We start from the raw sequence: 18,157 nt of genomic DNA, 5'->3' as shown, positions 1-18,157 counted from the left end.
TCACACGGTCTTTCTATAATTATAGATGGCTAAACCATTCAACAAAAAAGCAAATCCAATAAGATAAACAAACTCTTTCTTCACTTCCTGAAATCCACTCCCTTTTAAGACAATTAGCCGTACAACACTGATAAAATGGGTAACGGGTGTGCATTGCGAAATTGCTCTTGCCCAAGCCGGCATACTATCTGTGCTGGTAAAAAAGCCACTCATCAGCATAAAAACCATCATAAAGAAATATGCGATGAACATGGCCTGCAACTGCGTGTCTGCGAGGGTAGAAATAAACAATCCCAACCCCAATAGTGCAATGAGGTAAAATGCAGCAAAGAGATATAAAAGCAGTAAACTTCCCTGCGGAAAAATACCATAAACAATATACATTACAATCATACCAACGGTAAAAACAATCATGCCCACAATCCAAAATGGAATTAGTTTCCCTAGGATAAACTGCCATTTTTTGATGGGCGTCACATTGATCTGCTCGATTGTTCCGATTTCCTTCTCTTTGACAATATTGAGCGCTGTAATAAATCCGCCAATCATCGTAAGCAACAAAACCAAAATACCCGGCACCATATAGTACTTGTATTCAGCCCTGGGATTATACCAATTGGAATTCGCTATTTTGACGGTTGTGACCTGCTCTGAAACACCTGTTTTAGCGGTTTTGATATTTACATCCAAACCGCCGTTAAAATCAGTAATTACACTAGTTAAATAAGCTCCACCCAAGGACGATTTTGTACCATTGATGGCATCCACTGCGATATTGACTTGCTGCTTACCTTCCCGCACCAGATTGCGCTCAAAACCTGCCGGTATCTCCAATACGAGATCAGCGTCTCCCTTTTCGATCATTTCCAATCCAACTTTATAAGATAGTGGACTACTTACGATTTTAAAGTATCCTGAAGATGCAATTTTATTGATTAAGGTTCTTGAATAAGAACTGTGGTCATTGTCAACATAAGCAATATTGATATTCTTCACTTCAAAATTGGCTGCAAATGGCATGATGATCAATTGAACTGTCGGCATGACAAACATCATGGCCAAGATAATCTTGTCTCTGAATATCTGCCGAAACTCTTTCTGTAATATGAATCTTAATACCTCCATTACAACCTGATTTTAAATCTTTTCAATGCAATTGACAACAACACAACTGACATCCCGCCGAGAATCAATGTTTCTTTCCAAACATAACTAAAGCCCATTCCTTTGAGCATGACAGCTTTAATAATTGCATAGTAATACCGGGATGGTACGATATGCGAAATAACCTGAAATATCCAGGGCATATTTTCCAAAGGAAACATAAAGCCAGTCAATAATAAGGTCGGCAGCATCATGCCCATCATCGCTATTAACATGGCAGTTTGCTGGGAATCGGTGATATTAGAAATCAACAAGCCTAAAGAAAGACAGGTGATAATAAATAAAATACTCTCTGCAAAAATCAACACCAGACTTCCCCTGATCTCAACATCAAGTACAAACACCGAAAGTAGAAGAATAATGATAAAATTGACGAGTGAAAGCACGAGATATGGAATCGCTTTGGCGATGAGAACCATAATGGGTTTAAAAGGCGATACCAATAGAATTTCCATAGTCCCCAGTTCTTTTTCGCGCACAACTGCCACGGAGGTCAGTGCCGTGCTCACGATCATAAAAATCAATGCGATCACTCCAGGGATAAAATTAAGGGAACCGTTCTGCTCTTCATTATACAATTGTCGCAGTTGCGGCACTATCTGATAGGATAACGCTGTTCCGGGATTTAGGTCCTGCTGGTATGCCTTGATTATAGCCGTCAGATAATTGGTGACTATTGTGGCAGTATTCGGATCGGAAGCATCAGCTAATAGCTGAATTTGAGCACCATCCTTTCGATATAGATCCTCCCCGAAGTTCGCAGGAAAGATTATTGCACATTTGATGCTTCCATCTTTAAATCGGCTTTCTACATCTTTATAATTTACAATTTCATCTTTCACCTGAAAATATGAGCTTGTTTTAATACGGTTTATGATTTCACTGGAGTTGACATCACGCGCATTATCCTGGATCGCAATTCCAATATTTTTAACTTCGCTACTCAATGCATAGCCAAAAAGGAGAATCTGAACTACGGGAAACCCAAAAAGGATAAGCAACGTTCTACGATCCCTAAAAACATGATAAAACTCCTTGCGAATAAAAGCGAACAACTGTTTCATATCAATCTCCCGATCTTTTGGCCCCACGTGCCAGTTGATAAAATACGTCGTCCATGGAATGGGTTTCGAACCGCTGTTTCAGATTTGTAGGACTGTCCATCGCTTCTACTTTCCCATCTACCATGATACTGATACGGTTGCAGTATTCGGCTTCATCCATATAGTGTGTTGTCACAAACACCGTGATGTTATTGGCAGCAGCCTCGTAAATCATATCCCAAAACTGCCGTCGGGTAATCGGATCAACACCTCCTGTTGGCTCGTCCAAAAAAACAATTTTAGGTCGATGGAAAATCGCTACCGAGAATGCCAACTTCTGTTTCCAACCCAAAGGTAATTCGCCTACGAGTTTTTTTGCTTCTTTCTCCAAACCTAAGGTATGTACCAAATCACTGCTCCGCGACTTTATGTCTGCCCTTGAAACACCATAAACGCCACCATAAAACTCAATATTTTCCAAAATAGTGAGGTTATCGTACAACGAGAACTTCTGACTCATATAACCGATATTCTTTTTGATCTGCTCCTGTTCTTTATACACATTGAAGCCAGCAACAGTTGCTTCACCCGATGTCGGGTAGGACAAACCACAAAGAATACGCATGGCCGTGGTCTTCCCCGCACCATTGGCCCCAAGAAAGCCGAAAATTTCGCCCTGGTCAACATCGAACGTAATTTTATCTACGGCCTTAAAATCTCCAAATTGCTTGGTCAGATCCTTACAGACTATTGCCTTATTCTCCATCTGTAACTTGTTTGAATTCGTTCATACCATTTTGATCCTGCATCAGGCGGATAAAACTATCTTCGATCGTTGCTGCTATTTTTTCAACCACGAGATGTTGTGGATTATACTTATTTGCCAGGGCAATAATGCCTTCCCTACCATCCACTTCTGATTTTGAGGTAAGGTGCAAATATTCGCCAAATGCATAACAGCTTTCTACCGCCTGATCCGAACGGAGATCCTGGAGCAGTTTATATATATTGTCCGCTTTAACCGCATATAGTGGCTTTGGAAAATTTTTTATAATACCTGACGGTTCATCGATTGACATAATCCTTCCGCCCTGCATTAATGCAATACGATCACACAGTCGAGCTTCATCCATATAGGGTGTGGATACCACGATCGTGATCTGCTGTTCCTTGAGTTTGGTCAACATTTCCCAAAATTCCTTTCTGGATACAACATCGACACCTGTTGTCGGTTCATCCAGAAAAAGCACGTCGGGCTTATGGATCAGCGCACAGCATAAGGCCAGCTTTTGCTTCATTCCGCCAGACAATTTCCCTGCTCTACGATCGTTGAAGGGTTGTATCTGATCATAAATATCTTTGATAAGTGGATAATTTTCCTGAATGGTTGTACCAAAAACTGTCGCAAAGAAAGTGAGATTCTCCTTTACCGTCAGGTCCTGGTATAATGAAAAACGTCCTGGCATATATCCTACCCGATTGCGTATCTGTTGATATTCTCTGACAACATCAAATCCCTCTACAGCAGCAGTACCGCTATCCGCAAGCAGTAAAGTGGTTAGTATTCGGAAAATTGATGTTTTACCGGCGCCATCAGGCCCTATAAGCCCAAACAACTCACCTTTCTTTACCTCAAAAGAAACGTCATCTACGGCTCTAACATTACCGTAGGTTTTGACCATATTTTTTACACTGACAGCGATCATAATAACTTACTTTGACCAAAGGACTTCACCATACATCCCTATTTTTAAATAGCCATCATTTTTCACACTTACTTTGATCGCATAAACAAGATTAGCGCGCTCATCTTTAGTCTGAATTGTCTTTGGTGAAAACTCAGATTTATCTGAAATCCATGTAATTGTTGCGGGATATTCCTTATAATTTTCCTTGCCATCATCAATACGCACAGTCACCGCCTGTCCGACTTTTATCTGTGGCAACTGAATTCCGGTAATATAAGCCCTCAAATAAAGCTTCGTCGTGTTGGCAATTTTATATAAAGGTTTACCGACGACCTGCAATTCACCCTGTAGTGCATAGTTTACCAAAACTGTCCCACCAATAGGATTAATCACCTGTCCCTTATTGATCTGTTCCTGAATCTGTGCAGCAGATTTCTCTAAGGGATTTTTCTCACTCAAGATACTCCGATTTTGGGTATTTGTATTGTATGTATTGAGGGTGAGTTGTTGCTTGGTCACGGCTATTTGTTTCTGCAATTGATCGATTGCCGCATTGATATCATCGAGCTGTTTACGTGTTGCGGCATCTGATTTTACCAGATTTTCCGTCCGGGTCCTTTCGTACAGCTGTTGTTTTAATTGCGCTTCCTGAACGACTAGTTGGCGCTGTACTAGTTCAACCTGATCCCTGGGATTCACCGTCTTTTGAGCTAAAGCTTCGATACTTGCCTGCACTTGTTCTTTTTGCAATTCAGCAGTACGGACATCTATTTTTCCGACAGTATCTCCAAGTTTCAATTGCTTTCCTTCTTCAACAGCATATTGCATCAATATTCCGTTTTGCTGCGCAGAGACAATCACTTCGTCAGCCTCAAAATTCCCTGAAGCGTCATATTCATTATGTTGCTTACAACCACTAAGCAAAGAGAGCGCAGTAATAAATAGGATTAATCTTTTCATTTTTTGATGTTTACAGTTAATTCCCGGCTATAAATTTTAAATTATAGATCGCTTGTAACAATTGGATCTCGTGCAATATTTTGAGCTGCTTGGCCAAGTGTTCTGCATTTAATTTTTGAATATACTCGTGGGTCGTGATCACTCCATTGCTCAACTGCGCCTCAGCAGATTGAGTTACCGATGTCCGCAAGGCAATCGCAGCATCATCCTGTCGAATCAAGATGGTATATTTATTAACCTGCTCATCCTGTTGGCTCAGGTCAACTTTGGCATTCAGCAAAAATGTCTCCTTATCGGCATCAATAGACTGACGATTGAGCTGAAGGATATTTCTTTTGTTCGACAGTGAATAAAAGCTACTTAGCGACCAAGAAAAACGCAGCCCCGTAACGTACCAGGGACCAAATTTGTTTTCAATGATATTGAGGGTTGGCCTTCCATGTGCCCCTTGAAAAAAGCCACTTACCTGTGGAAGATAATCGGATTTCAATTGTTTCTCCTGTTGGTCAACGATGTTTTTTTGTAAATCAAAAGCTTTTAATTCAGGTCTGTTAATGGAGGAAAGCGTATACTGAGCAGTAGGCAATTCCAATTGCATGGATTCGGGCAGCTTCTTTCCTATAAAGAGCGAAAGCATATTTAAATATGCTGTACGATTAGATGTATATTCTGTCGTCTGCATTTCTATATTCAATACTTCAGCTTTCAGCTCTTCCACATTACTACGAAATGCTACCCCATTGTCAAAAGCAGCCTCAGCTTTTTGTACCTGAGTCTGTAAGTTAGCCTTGTTTAACTCGTTCTGCTTCAATTGGGCATCGATTAATAAAACAGCAAAATAAAGACTATTGATACGTTGATTGATCCCATAGAGACTGGATACTAAGGTCTGCTCCTCCAATGCCGTATTTGCAGCGATTAAATCCTTCTGCATTTTTGTATTGCCGGCATCGTAAATGAGCTGACTAATTTCACCCTGTATTTTATACTGATCTTTACTGATAGAAGGTAAGGAAATACCCGGCAATGAACCTACAGCATCCGCAAAACTTACTGTTTGCGATTGATAGGTTGCCTGACCTGAGAAGCTAATTTGGGGGAGAAACCTTTTATTGGCATTTTGGATGGTATACTCACCCGTTTTGGTTATCAGATCCATTTTTTTAATTGCTGGATAATTTGCTTTGGCAAGCGTATAACAACGCTCCAAAGTGAGTACCTCTACTTGTGCAGCGGTCCTATTTGCAAAATGCAACAGGATCAATAAAAGAATAACATGCGTTAAATAACAATACTTCATAACTGCGTTGTTCATATATTGTGGCATTATTTTTTAATCTTTAGATTTAATCATTTGATTAAGTTTGGGACAAAAAAATTATTTTGCTGTCATCATCGCTCCTATCCATATCGGTATAAGCTTCTTACGCTCTATCATAAGTGCATTAAACTGTTCGATATCGAGATCTTGTACCCCCATAATCAAAGGCTTTGCGATAAAAGGAAACACAACCAACCCCAATAAATTCATTAAAAAATGTAAAGGATGTGGCTCCATAATAAAGCCCTGTGTTAAGGCTTCATGATGCTGTTTAAAAAAAACAGAATTGTTTAGCAATTGTTTGATTGGCAACTTTTCGAGGAGTTCCTGAGGATTGTTTCTGATTTCCGAAATCAAAAAAGTAGGCACCTCCGGTTCTCTGATGATAAAATCGATATATCTATTGGCTATCAATTCAACTTTACTTTCAAGATTGGTTGTTTCATCATTAAGGATAACAGCCATACTCTGTACGAAAGCCGAAAAGGTTTCAAACATAATAATTTCAAAAAGCTTCTCTTTGCTCCGAAAATAATAATTGAGCAAAGCAAGATTGATCCCTGCTTCTTCGGCAATATCCCTTGTCCTGGTTGCTGAGAAACCTTTTTTATAGAATACAACCCTCGCCGCTTCCTTAATTTTCGTTTCCGTCGACAGATCTATTTTCTTCTCTTTCATCCCGATTAAACTTCCTTGTATTATGCAAAGATAGAAAAAAGAATCAAAAATAAACAATTGTTTTAATCAAATGATTAAAACAAAACAACAAACGTATTTATATGATTATCAATGTAAATAAATCACAAAAAAAAGAAACCCGTTCCGCAACATGCAAGTAATAAAGCGAGCAAATGATAGGTACTAGCAGGCAGTCAGGACAAATTATTTGCAGCTTTTAGTTGTTTAAGAAAAATATAGCACAACAGCGGAAAACCGATATAATAACTAACGAGGACGAACAAAGGCAAAATCCCCTCGGGTTTGACTGGGTCTACCGCATACGTTTTTATCAGGAGCTGCAGTCCGATATTTTTTTCTTTCGAAAATAGAATCATCGTTGCAAAATTATAACCAAAATGTAAAACAATCGGATGCACTATTTTACCTGTTTTAATACAAATTCGTGCAAATAAATACCCCACTATACCGGTCGATACAAGAACTTCCAGCATCTTAAAAATCTGCCCCACGATACCGTACGAAAACCAGTGATAAATGCCAAAAGCCAGCGCCGTGATCAATGCAGCTTTCCCCTGACCACAGCGTCTCATAAGAATATATAATACGGCTCCCCTAAAGATCAATTCCTCAAATACCACTGCTTTTGATACATAATAAAGACTGCCCAAAAAATCAGATACCGTATAATTCGGATTTAGTTGATACGGATTTCCGACTAAATAAGCAATACTCAAATAGAGAGCAGTAACGTATATTATAGGACCAAACAGACAAAAGAGGAAAGATCCGACCTTTGAGGAAAACCCCAGAACCTGGAGGTTCCGCTTGCAAAAATAACCCAGCAAAAACTGGGATACGACCAATTCAAGAGCAATAGCGATCATGATTTTTTTTACACAAAGCTATAGCCTTAAATCATTTAATTTCACGACATTTGAATACGCCGCAAAATGTCTTAAAATGACCAATAAATCCAGCAAAGAGAAAATAGCGCTTTTGATCAAAAATGCCCGTATCAGTAAAGGATATTCCCAACAGCAACTTGCTGATCTTGTCAAACTGAATCTTCGGTCTGTGCAACGCATCGAAAAAGCTGAAGTTCTACCAAGGGCTTATACCCTCAATTTAATGGCAGTGCAGCTTGATCTCGATATTGCACTATTGAAGGAAACCGAACCTGTACATGAGATCCTCGAGAAGAAAGTAGCACAACAAACAAAACCCGCATTAAACAAAGCTCAAAAACTCATTGTGAGCATAACCTCAGGCATACTCGGCATTTTATTAATATCCGCCTTTCTTTCACAATCGACTAGTTTTCCGGAGACAAGTTTCGAACTATTTTTACTGCTTGCGGTCGCTGTGCTTATCTATGGAATCATTCTTTGGTGGACCTGGCGGAATCGTTAGCTTTTGATAATCTTTACTGTTTTAAAAGAGCTGCATCTCTTATAAAGATTTCAACCCTGCTCCGATCTTTCTCATTTAATTTGACATAGCCTTTTACAATAACAGGATTCTCTTTTAACCACACTTTATTGTTGTCGCTCAGCGTAACCTCCACCATTGGTGGAATACCATTTTGTCCACAAAACATACACTGCTGCACCGGCAAAACCGACAAAAGGAACCTATTATGGCGAAGACCGGCCTTTAACGGCACCATATAGCCTTGCAACTCTACACTTGTTCCATCCAGTTTCGACAGCTTACTCGGAAAATAGGGGGTGTAAACCGTCTTGCCATTAACCTTGTTAACTTTATAGAGCATGGTGTCAAAGGTTTTCCAAACCTCATTCATCAAAGGCTTATGATCGACCAAATGTTGTGATTCCGTTACCCCTTGAGAAAAGACTGGATTAGTTTTACTTCCTGCAACAACAAACAAAAAAACTAGAATAAATTGCTTAAACATAACGCATTAAAGATTTACCTATCAAATATAGTTAAAAAACAATAAAAGCAACTATATTGCATTTGATGTTTTTTAACTATATTTATAACACGAATAGCGCTATGAAATGGCAACTCCATTTGACAATAGACAAGAGGTATAATCAGTACGATTTGATAAAAATTAATTTATGAACACATTATTAAAAAAAGATACAGCATCCAATCCGGAAGATTTAGGAGACCACCACATGATGACTTCAATGGATACTCCCCTGCGACCCGATGCATTTGATCGAACAGACGAAGAAAAAATCAGCAAGATATCTCAACTTTTTAAGGACATCATGTATGAACTTGGCCTCGACCTCCAAGATGACAGTCTGAGCGGAACGCCCCATCGTGTAGCAAAAATGTATATCAACGAATTGTTCTATGGCCTTAACCCGGTTAACAAGCCCAAGCTGTCCACCTTCGAAAATCGCTATGGCTACAATAAGCTATTGATGGAAAAAGACATACGGGTAAATTCAGCCTGTGAACACCATTTTTTACCAATCGTAGGTCGGGCACATATAGGCTATATCCCCAAAGACCGCGTAATAGGACTATCAAAAATAAACCGCATTGTAGACTATTATGCGCATCGCCCACAGGTGCAGGAACGCCTTACTTTACAGATTTACAATGAGCTCAGATCCACCTTAGCAACAGATGATATCATTGTTGTGATTGATGCCGATCATCTCTGTGTCTCCGCCCGGGGTGTCAAAGACACCAGCAGCTGTACAACAACACTGGAATACAGCGGTATATTCTTATCAGAAAGTAAACGAAACGAATTTTTCAATTTATTGAAATAAGATCTGCCTTTCCCCGACTTTCGTTGGGATGATACCAGAAGCAGATTAAATGTATAATCATCGCAAATGAATACAGCCCATGCTCGCCCAGTAACCATTTTAACTGGCTTTTTAGGTGCAGGAAAGACGACTTTTCTAAATGCCTTAATGAAATCCTATCCGAAAAAACGTTTTGCTATCATTGAAAATGAGATAGGACAACTAAATATAGATAGTTCCTTGCTCAATGAAAACTATGGACAATTGGTAGCGCTCCAAGAGGGGTGCATCTGTTGTACGATGAACGATGAACTTTACACCGCACTCGAATCGCTCTATCAAAAACAGGACAGCTTTGATGAACTCGTTATTGAATGTACAGGTCTTGCCATACCCGATGCTATAACAGAACCTTTTACAAGGCATCCAGTGTTTAAGAACTACTTCCCATTAAAAAAGATTATTTGCTTGGTTGATGCTGCACTTATTGAAGATCAGATCAAGGAAAGAGATGAAGTGTTACGGCAAATCACGGCTGCCGACGTCATTGTCATTAACAAAACCGAAGCGGTACATTCAGCATATTTGAGCTATTTAAGCAATTACTTAGCACATGTAAACCCATTAGCGAAAACTCTCCAGTCAACAGTAACGGAGGGGTTTCCTTTCGAAATAATTGAGGAAATAAAGTACACAAAAAAAATAGAAGCCTTTTCTTTTCTGAAGAACGTTAATCTAAGCAGTTCAATGATACTTGGCAAATCAAGTCTGGCAAAACAACATCTGAGCGATATTGCAACGCGCGTCTATACTTTTGCTGAAGAATTTAATTTCGTAAACCTATTTCTCGGTTTGAGCAAACTTGTCGGTAAGTATCCAAACAAAATTTACCGAATGAAGGGAATTGGTTATAAAAAAGATGAAGACAAAAAAATCATTATACAGACCGTCGGTTCACGTGTCGATATGGACTACGGTAACCATTGGAAAAAGGATGAGAGAAAAATGAATACACTGGTATTTATTGGAAAAGAGCTGGATAGTCTCTCCATACAAGATCTCCTGATACGTATGTTGACCATCAAAGAGAAGCAATAAACGATTCATAGAAACGATTGTCTACGTAAAAAGACCTCTCGGACACAAATCCAAGAGGTTTTTCCATGACTAATTACGCTTACTTTGTATTTTATTTAATAAGCCAAATAATGTCATTTTGGGTATCTGATCCATTAAACTGACGTTGCAAAGCTTCTTTCAAGTAAGTTTCGTTGGTACTGTATTCGGTCTTAGGGTATGCCCACCGTTTCGGTATCTGGTTATTATTGGCATTCGAAGGTCCTATATCAAAAACTGGCACTCCTGTCCGGCGCTGCTCAAAAAATGCCTGTTTTCCTGAGTTTTCAAAAAATGCCACATACTTTTGTGTTAGGATCTGCTTTAACCCTTCCATATTGTTCCCTTTGTAAGGATTTGCCTGTAAGAACAAATTGATCTTGTCTTGAGAAATTCCGTAGAACAGCATCGACTGACTTATCCCTGACTGAAATCTTACCGCAGCATCTCCGCTAGCCCAACCGCGATTGATACCTTCTGCCAGGGCAAATTGGACTTCGGAGGCACCAAGTTGAATAGACGGAACCCCAGACGGCGAAGCGAGCCAATAATCAAAATTGATCATAGATAGCTGTCCATCCGCAGCTTGTTTTAGCAAGGTACTCTGTAGGTCGCCTGTTTTCCCGCCATTGTATACGTCGAAGGGGCGCGTAGGATCAGAAGGCATCGCCGAAGCCGGCAGTGCCTGAATCAACAATCTTGGATCCTGTAAAGTCTTTAAAATATTCAGATAGGTTGCTCCCAATGTGTTGCGCACATCCTTTTTTATAATCACACCGTCTGTTGGCCATAGCGGATAGGTGTTAATATTATTGTAAAGGAGTTGAAAATTATCCCGATTTTCAAGAATCAGCGGGTATTTGGTAGGATTCGCCAAAACTTCAGCAAAGCGTTCCTTAACCCGCAATGCGGGGCTATCGTCGGCACGTTTACTGAGGCTAATTAAAACACGTAGCTTAAATGAGTTGACCAGTTTCTGCCACTGCTCAGGCTTGCCATTGTAAAAGAAATCGCCATCTAATGTATTGCCTTTTTCTTTGAGATTTGCCAGTTCATTATTCGCCTCCTCAAGCCAGCTAAGCACTTGCTGATACACCTCCAACTGGGTATTGTATTTGGGTGCAAAATTGCCCGCCGATTCACCTTGCAGAGCCTCTGTCACTGGAATATCACCAAACATTTCAGTCGTTCGGGCAAAGAAATAAGCCTTGAAAAATTTAGCCATAGTCATATAAGCAGCACTCAATTCAGGAGTTTTCGCAGCTTCGATTTCCATACGGTACACATCACGCAATATACCATAGGGCGTTTCAAAAGAGCCTGTAGTCCATCCATAAGGCTGCCCCGCATAATAGGCCTCATTTTGTGTCATATACTGATTATGTCGATGATCTTCACTCCATGGCGCATCATAAGAACGCATAAGTATTCCCGTAAACAAAAGTTTTGGAGCAGGATTATATACGGCCGCAGGGTCTTTTTGTAGATCCGTTATCTTTTTACAGGAACTGAAAGAGCACCCGAACAGGAGAAGAATGAGAGTGGATTTAAAGTACTTCATTTTTAAAAATTTTGACTAAGTTTTTAGAAGGTTGCATTAAGATTTAGACCAAAGCTCTTTACTGATGGTGTCTGGTAGTCTGAGCTAGCACTGGTGAATTGGTCCAGATCCATATTTTGGGTACCTTTTCCAGTGAAATACAGCAAATTCCTACCAACCACTGAAACACTTGCACTGCGGAAGAATCTGGAATTTTTCAACAAGTTGGCAGGTATATTATAACTGAAAACGATCTCCCGTAATTTGACAAAGGTTCGGCTTTTGGCCGTAATTGGTCCCGACTGATAGTAATTAGTGGCCCAGTTTTGCCACAATACAGAAATGTCATTTGGGGCAAATTCTCTTGTATCGGAGATTATCTTACCATCCTGATCTGTATTGAGCTGCCCCTTGACTATTTTTAACCCATTGGTCATGACAGTTCCTTTATAATCTTTGACATCCCTATTTTCCCAGTCCTTTAGACGATATTCATTTGCTGATTCGGGATGTGTTCCCGATCCCCACTGTTTGGCATCCTGCACATTTTTTATTAAACCACCAAAGCGGCCATCGACAAGAAAACTAAAACTGAAATCACGGTATCGGAAACTATTGCTGATACTGGCCGTAAATTTATTATCGCTATAACCTATTCTGCTCACATAAGGATTGTAAGCTGGCAAACCGTTTGTACCCACAATTGGCATTCCTTTTTCATCACGCTGAAAATCATTCACGTAATATCCGTCCCATCGCTCACCAACACGAACATTCCCCGATCGCGTTTGATGCCCATCGATGTCATGTAGCCAGGCATGATTTGTCGATGCATTGACCATTACATTCCAGCTAAAATCTTTCTGTTGAATCAAAGTCCCATCGATACTCAGCTCGAGACCTTTACGCAATAAAGTCAACCCATTGGTTTGTCTCGCTCTTACACCTGAAGTAACCGACGTAGCCAATTCGATAATCCGGGGACCTTCCAGGTTTCTAAAAAAAGCAAAATCGAAACCCAGACGGTTGTTAAATAAACGAGTTTCCAAACCTATTTCCGCCGTCTTCACACGCTCTGCCACGAGATCCGGGTTAGGTAATACATCGGTATACGTTACGCCCGTCATTGAATTGGCCCAACGTCCATAGTTACTGTATGCCGGCAAAAGTTTATAAATATCGTACTGGGCCGATTCATTGACGAAATCACTCGCAACGTTAGCATATGCCCCACGGATTTTTAATGCGGAAATAACCTTGGGTAAAGTGACCATCTGTGAAATCACAGCGCTTAGTGAAGCCGATGGGTAGAAGTAGGTGTTATTCTTTACCGGCATCGTCGAAGATTTATCAAATCGCCCCGTTAGATTTAAGAATAACATACTTTTATAGTCTACATCCATGAATCCATAAACACTTCCGACCTGACGCAGGGCGCGATCGCTAGTAGACACCGTGGGCATGATCGAATTACTTAGGTCATAAACACCGGGCACAGTCAATCCACGATCTGTACGTGCAAACAGCGATTTGACACTGACGGTTCTTAAATTACCAAATACTGAGCCTGAGAAGCCTATGTCCTCGGCGATACGATTTTGGTATTTTAAGGAAACCTCTGTATTATTTTCCCAAAAAGTATCATAGGTTTCCTGATAACCACCAACACGGCTTCCACCGATATTATAATTATATAGGTTGGCAGAAATTGGAATTTTAATCGTTCTATTCCTATTCCAGGTACTAGCACTAGTACGTGCATTTAATGACAATTTATCATTAAACTTGTAATTAGCCGACACATAACCGTAGATATCATCCTTATCATAAGTCCTCAAATTTTCATAAGCCGTCATCCAAGGATTGTCATAAATGGTGTATTCACGATTGTACTGCTGTACATTTTCTTTTCCAGGCTGCCAATAGTTGCGAAGATCATCAATATCATAATCTGCCGCTCCCCATAATGTAAGAATGTAAATAGGACTATTTGGTCCGTAAGCAATATTTGGATAATTTGGTGAATACTGCTTATTGTAATTTATGCTCGCATCGAAACGGAGCTTACTACCAGCGTTAATGCCTCCGGTAAGATTTATATTGGTGCTCCCCAATTTCGTGTTAGGCGTAGTTCCCAGTTGAAACATCTGAGACGCAGATAAGCGTAGATCACCATGATCATTTTTGGTCGATATAGCAATATTGTTTGTACTCAAAAGACCATTCTGAAGAAATTTCTTCAAATTATCTTTTCCTCTGGCTTCCCAAGGTAACGGAATAAGCTGACCTGTTTTTGGATCTATCGGGCTGTTATATTGCGGAATAAGCTGTCCTTCAAATCGGGGTCCCCAAATGTTGTAATCGTTGTCATTGATTCCACCCCCACGACCATCTTTAAAAGCATATTGATAATTTGAACCCGGGCCATATTCGGTTTGAATTTTTGGTATCGCATTATACCCCGTCTGCAATTGTGTACTTGAGTTAAATTCAACCTGGAAACCCTTATCCTGTGATTTTGCTCGTTTTGTCGTTATCACAATCGCTCCATTTTGACCTCTGTTCCCATATAATGCCGCAGCATTTGCCCCTTTTAAAACAGAATAGGATTCGATATCATCCGGGCTAAGATTCCATGAGTCGGTATTAATCGGCATGCCATCGACCACAATAAGAATATTGCTCCGACCACGTAACGTGATACCCGGGTCTCCAAATAAGTTCGTACTCGGTGTAATTGTTAAGCCTGACACGCGTCCAGCTAAACCAGAAATAGCATTTGGTTCCCGAGCTTTAACCATGTCTTTGCCTTTTATTTCCTGCACTGAATAGCCAATAGCCTGCTTTTCTTTTTTGATACCAAGCGCAGTTACAACCACCTCATTGAGGGATTGTTGGTTCGGTATAAGCGAAATAACGGATGAAGATTGATTACCAACAATGAAAACCTTGGGAAGATACCCCATGTAGCCAATTCTTAGCGTATCACCGATATGTGCGTCAATCACAAACTTACCGGAATGATCCGATGAAACAAGCTTAGCTAAATGAGAATTACGAATTGTTGCGCCATGAATAGCGCCTTGACTCAATGAATCGACCAGTCTCCCCTGGAACGATCGGGTCTGGCTAACCCCCTGTGCAGCCAGCATGGCCAATGACAATGTTAGGCCAGTAACTTTAGGTGAAATTGAATAGGATAGTTTGAACATAATCGCTTACTTATAGATGAAAATGTAAGCAATATTAAACATCGTTTATTAATACTAAACTAAATTCATATTAAGTTTAGTATTTCCATATTAAGTTTAGTATTTCTTCTTACCCTAAAACTGCTTAGCTAAGTCAGATAGTGGAGCGTTCACCGACACATCAAAGGATATACTTTAAAAAGTATATGCATGTTATTCGTTAGCAAACGAATAACATGTTAATTTACCCGATTAGTTTAATAAAATGACAGATAATGATCAAATTTACTTGTTGCTGAATTAGAATTTTCCGTCATTTGTGTAAATGATTTTTTTAGCTTTAAAAAAATCACAGCTAATTATTGACATGGCTGCTACAAATCGAATTACACGGAGCAAATAACATAACCTATTTTATCCGTAATTTGTGCGTACTCCCAGATTGAATTATTGAAAATCATACAACATTAAAACAACAATGAAAAAATTAACACTCGCCCTAATTTTCTTGGCTGGAGTCTACACACAGCATGCGGAAGCACAGACAGCAGGCACAGGACCCGACAAAGGACTTGATCTGAGCTTAATGGACAAATCTGTACGTCCACAGGATGACTTTTACAACTACGTAAGCGGAACCTGGATGAAAACGGCTAAAATTCCTTCCGACAAACCCACTTGGGGAAGCTTCAATAAATTGGCAGAAGATACGGACAACAATTCGATGAAAATTCTGAACTCTCTTTTAAAAGATAAATTTCCTGAAGGAAGTGAGGGCAAAAAAATACAGGACCTGTATGCTTCTTACATGAACTTACAGAAAAGAAATGCAGACGGTATTAAGCCGATTCAGGGAAATTTAAACAAAATCGACGCGATTAAAAACCTAAAAGATCTTCAGAATTATTTAACTTCCGTAACGAAAGAAGGTGAGAATAATTTCTATGGCTGGGGTGTCTATGCTGATTTAAAAGATTCAAAAATGAACGCAGTCTACTTAGGAGATGCCTCCTTAGGACTAGGAAGAGATTATTATCAGAAAGAAAATGAAAAAAATACCGAAGCTATTGCCGAGTATCAAAAATATGTAGCTTCCATGTTAACAGAATTGGGCTATAAAAATGCTGATGCTGCCGCAAAAGGAATCGTTGACTATGAAAAAAGCATTGCGAAGACCTACTTGACCAATGAACAAAGCCGTGATAATACGTTACAGTACAATCCACAGACCATGGCAGAGTTAACCGCCTTGGTTAAAAATGTAAATCTACCTGAGTACCTTAAAAAAGTAGGTGTCAATACAGAAAAAGTAATCATTGGGGAATTAGGTTACTACAAGAACTTCGATAAATTGGTCAGTGCACAAAACCTTCCTGTTATTAAAGATTACTTAAAATTCCATATGATCAACGGTAGTGCCTCTTATTTAAGCGAAAAATTAGGAGACATGCGATTTGCTTTTTACGGTAAGTATTTAAGAGGTCAACAAGAACAAAGAGCATTAAATAAAAGAGGATTTGAACTGATCAATTCCACATTAGGTGAAGCTTTCGGAAAATTATATGTCGAAAAATATTTTCCAGCTGAGGCTAAAGCACAAATGGTCGAATTGATCGACTATTTAAAGAAAAGTTTTGCAGTCCATATCAACGATTTAAGCTGGATGTCTTCGGCTACAAAAGGAAAAGCGCTTGAAAAATTAAACAAATTCACTGTAAAAGTTGCCTATCCGGACAAATGGAAAGATTATTCTAAATTGAGTATTCTATCTGAAAATAAAGGTGGTAATCTGTATGCTAACCTCCAAAATATCACCACATGGCGATATGAAAAGGATCTGGCTAAAATTGGCAAGGCTGTTGACAAATCAGAATGGGGAATGACTCCACAAACAGTAAATGCCTATTACAATCCCGTAAACAATGAGATCGTGTTTCCGGCAGCTATTCTTCAACCGCCATTTTTCAACCCACAAGCCGACGCAGCTGTCAATTTCGGTGGTATAGGTGCGGTAATTGGCCACGAAATGAGCCACGGATTTGACGATTCGGGCGCACAATTTGATGCGGACGGAAACTTGGTAGACTGGTGGACACCAGAAGATAAAGCCAATTTTGAAAAAGCAACAAAAACACTCGCAGCTCAATACGATAAATATGAACCTGTAAAAGGCACTTTCGTCAACGGAACATTTACAAACGGTGAAAATATCGCGGATTTAGGAGGTGTAAACATTGCTTACGATGCACTTCAACTATATTTAAAAGATAAGGGAAACCCAGGTGAAATAAGTGGATACACGCAAGATCAACGCTTTTTCCTAAGCTGGGCAACTGTGTGGAGAACCCTATCCAGTGAAAAATATATGATCAACCAAGTTAAAACTGATCCACACTCTCCAGGATATTTCAGAAGTTTTGGTCCATTGATCAACGTTGATGCTTTTTACAAAGCTTTTGATGTTAAACAAGGAGACAAACTGTACAAGTCACCGGAAGAAAGAATCAAAATCTGGTAATAAACATTATACAGGAGCTGTCTCAAAAAAGGCAGCTCCTGTAATTTTCTTTAATCCAACATCTATTTCTTTTGTGAACCAACCAACCAACCAACCAACCAACCAACCAACCAACCAACCAACCAACCAACCAACCAACCAACCAACCAACCAACCAACCAACCAACCAACCAACCAACCAACCAACCAACCAACCAACC

The 18,157-nt window shown here is 39.7% G+C and carries 15 protein-coding genes and 2 pseudogenes; 6 read left to right on the top strand and 11 right to left on the bottom strand.

What is annotated here, in order from left to right:
• From ACHWSC_RS04730 to ACHWSC_RS04695, 8 genes are all read right to left on the bottom strand, one after another.
• Positions 1 to 1,125 (bottom strand): ABC transporter permease, encoded by a 1,125-nt coding sequence (locus tag ACHWSC_RS04730; RefSeq protein ID WP_394675938.1) that lies wholly within the window; start codon positions 1,123 to 1,125, stop codon positions 1 to 3.
• On the bottom strand, positions 1,125 to 2,228 hold the full coding sequence (locus tag ACHWSC_RS04725) for an ABC transporter permease (protein WP_286769951.1): 1,104 nt from the start codon (positions 2,226 to 2,228) through the stop codon (positions 1,125 to 1,127). Before ACHWSC_RS04725 ends, ACHWSC_RS04730 begins: the two co-directional genes overlap by 1 nt.
• Before the next feature lies 1 nt (position 2,229).
• Positions 2,230 to 2,973 carry an ABC transporter ATP-binding protein gene (locus ACHWSC_RS04720; RefSeq protein WP_088163713.1) on the bottom strand — a complete coding sequence of 248 codons (744 nt, stop codon included), beginning with the start codon at positions 2,971 to 2,973 and terminating at the stop codon, positions 2,230 to 2,232.
• Positions 2,963 to 3,913 (bottom strand): ABC transporter ATP-binding protein, encoded by a 951-nt coding sequence (locus ACHWSC_RS04715; protein WP_394675937.1) that lies wholly within the window; start codon positions 3,911 to 3,913, stop codon positions 2,963 to 2,965. Before ACHWSC_RS04715 ends, ACHWSC_RS04720 begins: the two co-directional genes overlap by 11 nt.
• 6 nt (positions 3,914 to 3,919) lie before the next feature.
• On the bottom strand, positions 3,920 to 4,855 hold the full coding sequence (locus tag ACHWSC_RS04710; protein ID WP_394675936.1) for an HlyD family secretion protein: 936 nt from the start codon (positions 4,853 to 4,855) through the stop codon (positions 3,920 to 3,922).
• A 16-nt stretch (positions 4,856 to 4,871) separates the two neighbouring features.
• Complete coding sequence (locus tag ACHWSC_RS04705) at positions 4,872 to 6,170, bottom strand: TolC family protein (RefSeq protein ID WP_394675935.1); 1,299 nt, start codon at positions 6,168 to 6,170, stop codon at positions 4,872 to 4,874.
• A gap of 63 nt (positions 6,171 to 6,233) precedes the next feature.
• Entirely contained in the window at positions 6,234 to 6,854 is a 621-nt protein-coding gene (locus tag ACHWSC_RS04700) for a TetR/AcrR family transcriptional regulator (protein ID WP_394675934.1), read from the bottom strand.
• Positions 6,855 to 7,048: 194 nt separating this feature from the next.
• Complete coding sequence (locus ACHWSC_RS04695) at positions 7,049 to 7,741, bottom strand: CPBP family intramembrane glutamic endopeptidase (RefSeq protein ID WP_394675933.1); 693 nt, start codon at positions 7,739 to 7,741, stop codon at positions 7,049 to 7,051.
• A 76-nt stretch (positions 7,742 to 7,817) separates the two neighbouring features.
• On the opposite strand from ACHWSC_RS04695, the gene ACHWSC_RS04690 reads away from it, so the two are divergent.
• On the top strand, positions 7,818 to 8,267 hold the full coding sequence (locus tag ACHWSC_RS04690) for a helix-turn-helix domain-containing protein (RefSeq protein WP_158638962.1): 450 nt from the start codon (positions 7,818 to 7,820) through the stop codon (positions 8,265 to 8,267).
• Positions 8,268 to 8,280: 13 nt separating this feature from the next.
• Here ACHWSC_RS04690 and ACHWSC_RS04685 read toward each other — a convergent pair whose 3' ends face one another.
• Entirely contained in the window at positions 8,281 to 8,772 is a 492-nt protein-coding gene (locus ACHWSC_RS04685; protein ID WP_120336365.1) for a hypothetical protein, read from the bottom strand.
• A gap of 169 nt (positions 8,773 to 8,941) precedes the next feature.
• Between ACHWSC_RS04685 and folE the strand changes: the two genes are divergently transcribed.
• Together folE and ACHWSC_RS04675 are read left to right on the top strand one after the other, a co-directional pair.
• On the top strand, positions 8,942 to 9,613 hold the full coding sequence (gene folE / locus ACHWSC_RS04680) for a GTP cyclohydrolase I FolE (protein WP_145330451.1): 672 nt from the start codon (positions 8,942 to 8,944) through the stop codon (positions 9,611 to 9,613).
• Positions 9,614 to 9,679: 66 nt separating this feature from the next.
• Complete coding sequence (locus tag ACHWSC_RS04675; RefSeq protein ID WP_394675932.1) at positions 9,680 to 10,690, top strand: CobW family GTP-binding protein; 1,011 nt, start codon at positions 9,680 to 9,682, stop codon at positions 10,688 to 10,690.
• 91 nt (positions 10,691 to 10,781) lie between these two features.
• Here the strand turns inward: ACHWSC_RS04675 and ACHWSC_RS04670 are convergent, their stop codons facing one another.
• Positions 10,782 to 12,269: a SusD/RagB family nutrient-binding outer membrane lipoprotein gene (locus tag ACHWSC_RS04670; RefSeq protein WP_394675931.1), complete on the bottom strand. Its 1,488-nt coding sequence runs from the start codon at positions 12,267 to 12,269 to the stop codon at positions 10,782 to 10,784.
• A 23-nt stretch (positions 12,270 to 12,292) separates the two neighbouring features.
• Positions 12,293 to 15,460, bottom strand: a complete 3,168-nt coding sequence (locus ACHWSC_RS04665) for a SusC/RagA family TonB-linked outer membrane protein (protein WP_394675930.1) — start codon at positions 15,458 to 15,460, stop codon at positions 12,293 to 12,295.
• A 457-nt stretch (positions 15,461 to 15,917) separates the two neighbouring features.
• On the opposite strand from ACHWSC_RS04665, the gene ACHWSC_RS04660 reads away from it, so the two are divergent.
• The 3 genes and pseudogenes from ACHWSC_RS04660 to ACHWSC_RS04650 form a co-directional block, all read left to right on the top strand.
• On the top strand, positions 15,918 to 17,957 hold the full coding sequence (locus ACHWSC_RS04660) for a M13 family metallopeptidase (RefSeq protein ID WP_394675929.1): 2,040 nt from the start codon (positions 15,918 to 15,920) through the stop codon (positions 17,955 to 17,957).
• Positions 17,878 to 18,102, top strand: a pseudogene (locus ACHWSC_RS04655) (PT domain-containing protein); the annotation flags it as partial. The gene ACHWSC_RS04660 and the pseudogene ACHWSC_RS04655, both read left to right, overlap by 80 nt.
• Positions 18,092 to 18,157: pseudogene (locus ACHWSC_RS04650) on the top strand (PT domain-containing protein); the annotation flags it as partial. The pseudogenes ACHWSC_RS04655 and ACHWSC_RS04650, both read left to right, overlap by 11 nt.

It is taken from the genome of uncultured Sphingobacterium sp., assembly GCF_964277905.1.
GTDB classification, from domain to species: domain Bacteria; phylum Bacteroidota; class Bacteroidia; order Sphingobacteriales; family Sphingobacteriaceae; genus Sphingobacterium; species Sphingobacterium siyangense.
The sequence above is the reverse complement of the archived record's forward strand: the minus strand, read 5'-3'. Positions and strand labels throughout refer to the sequence as shown.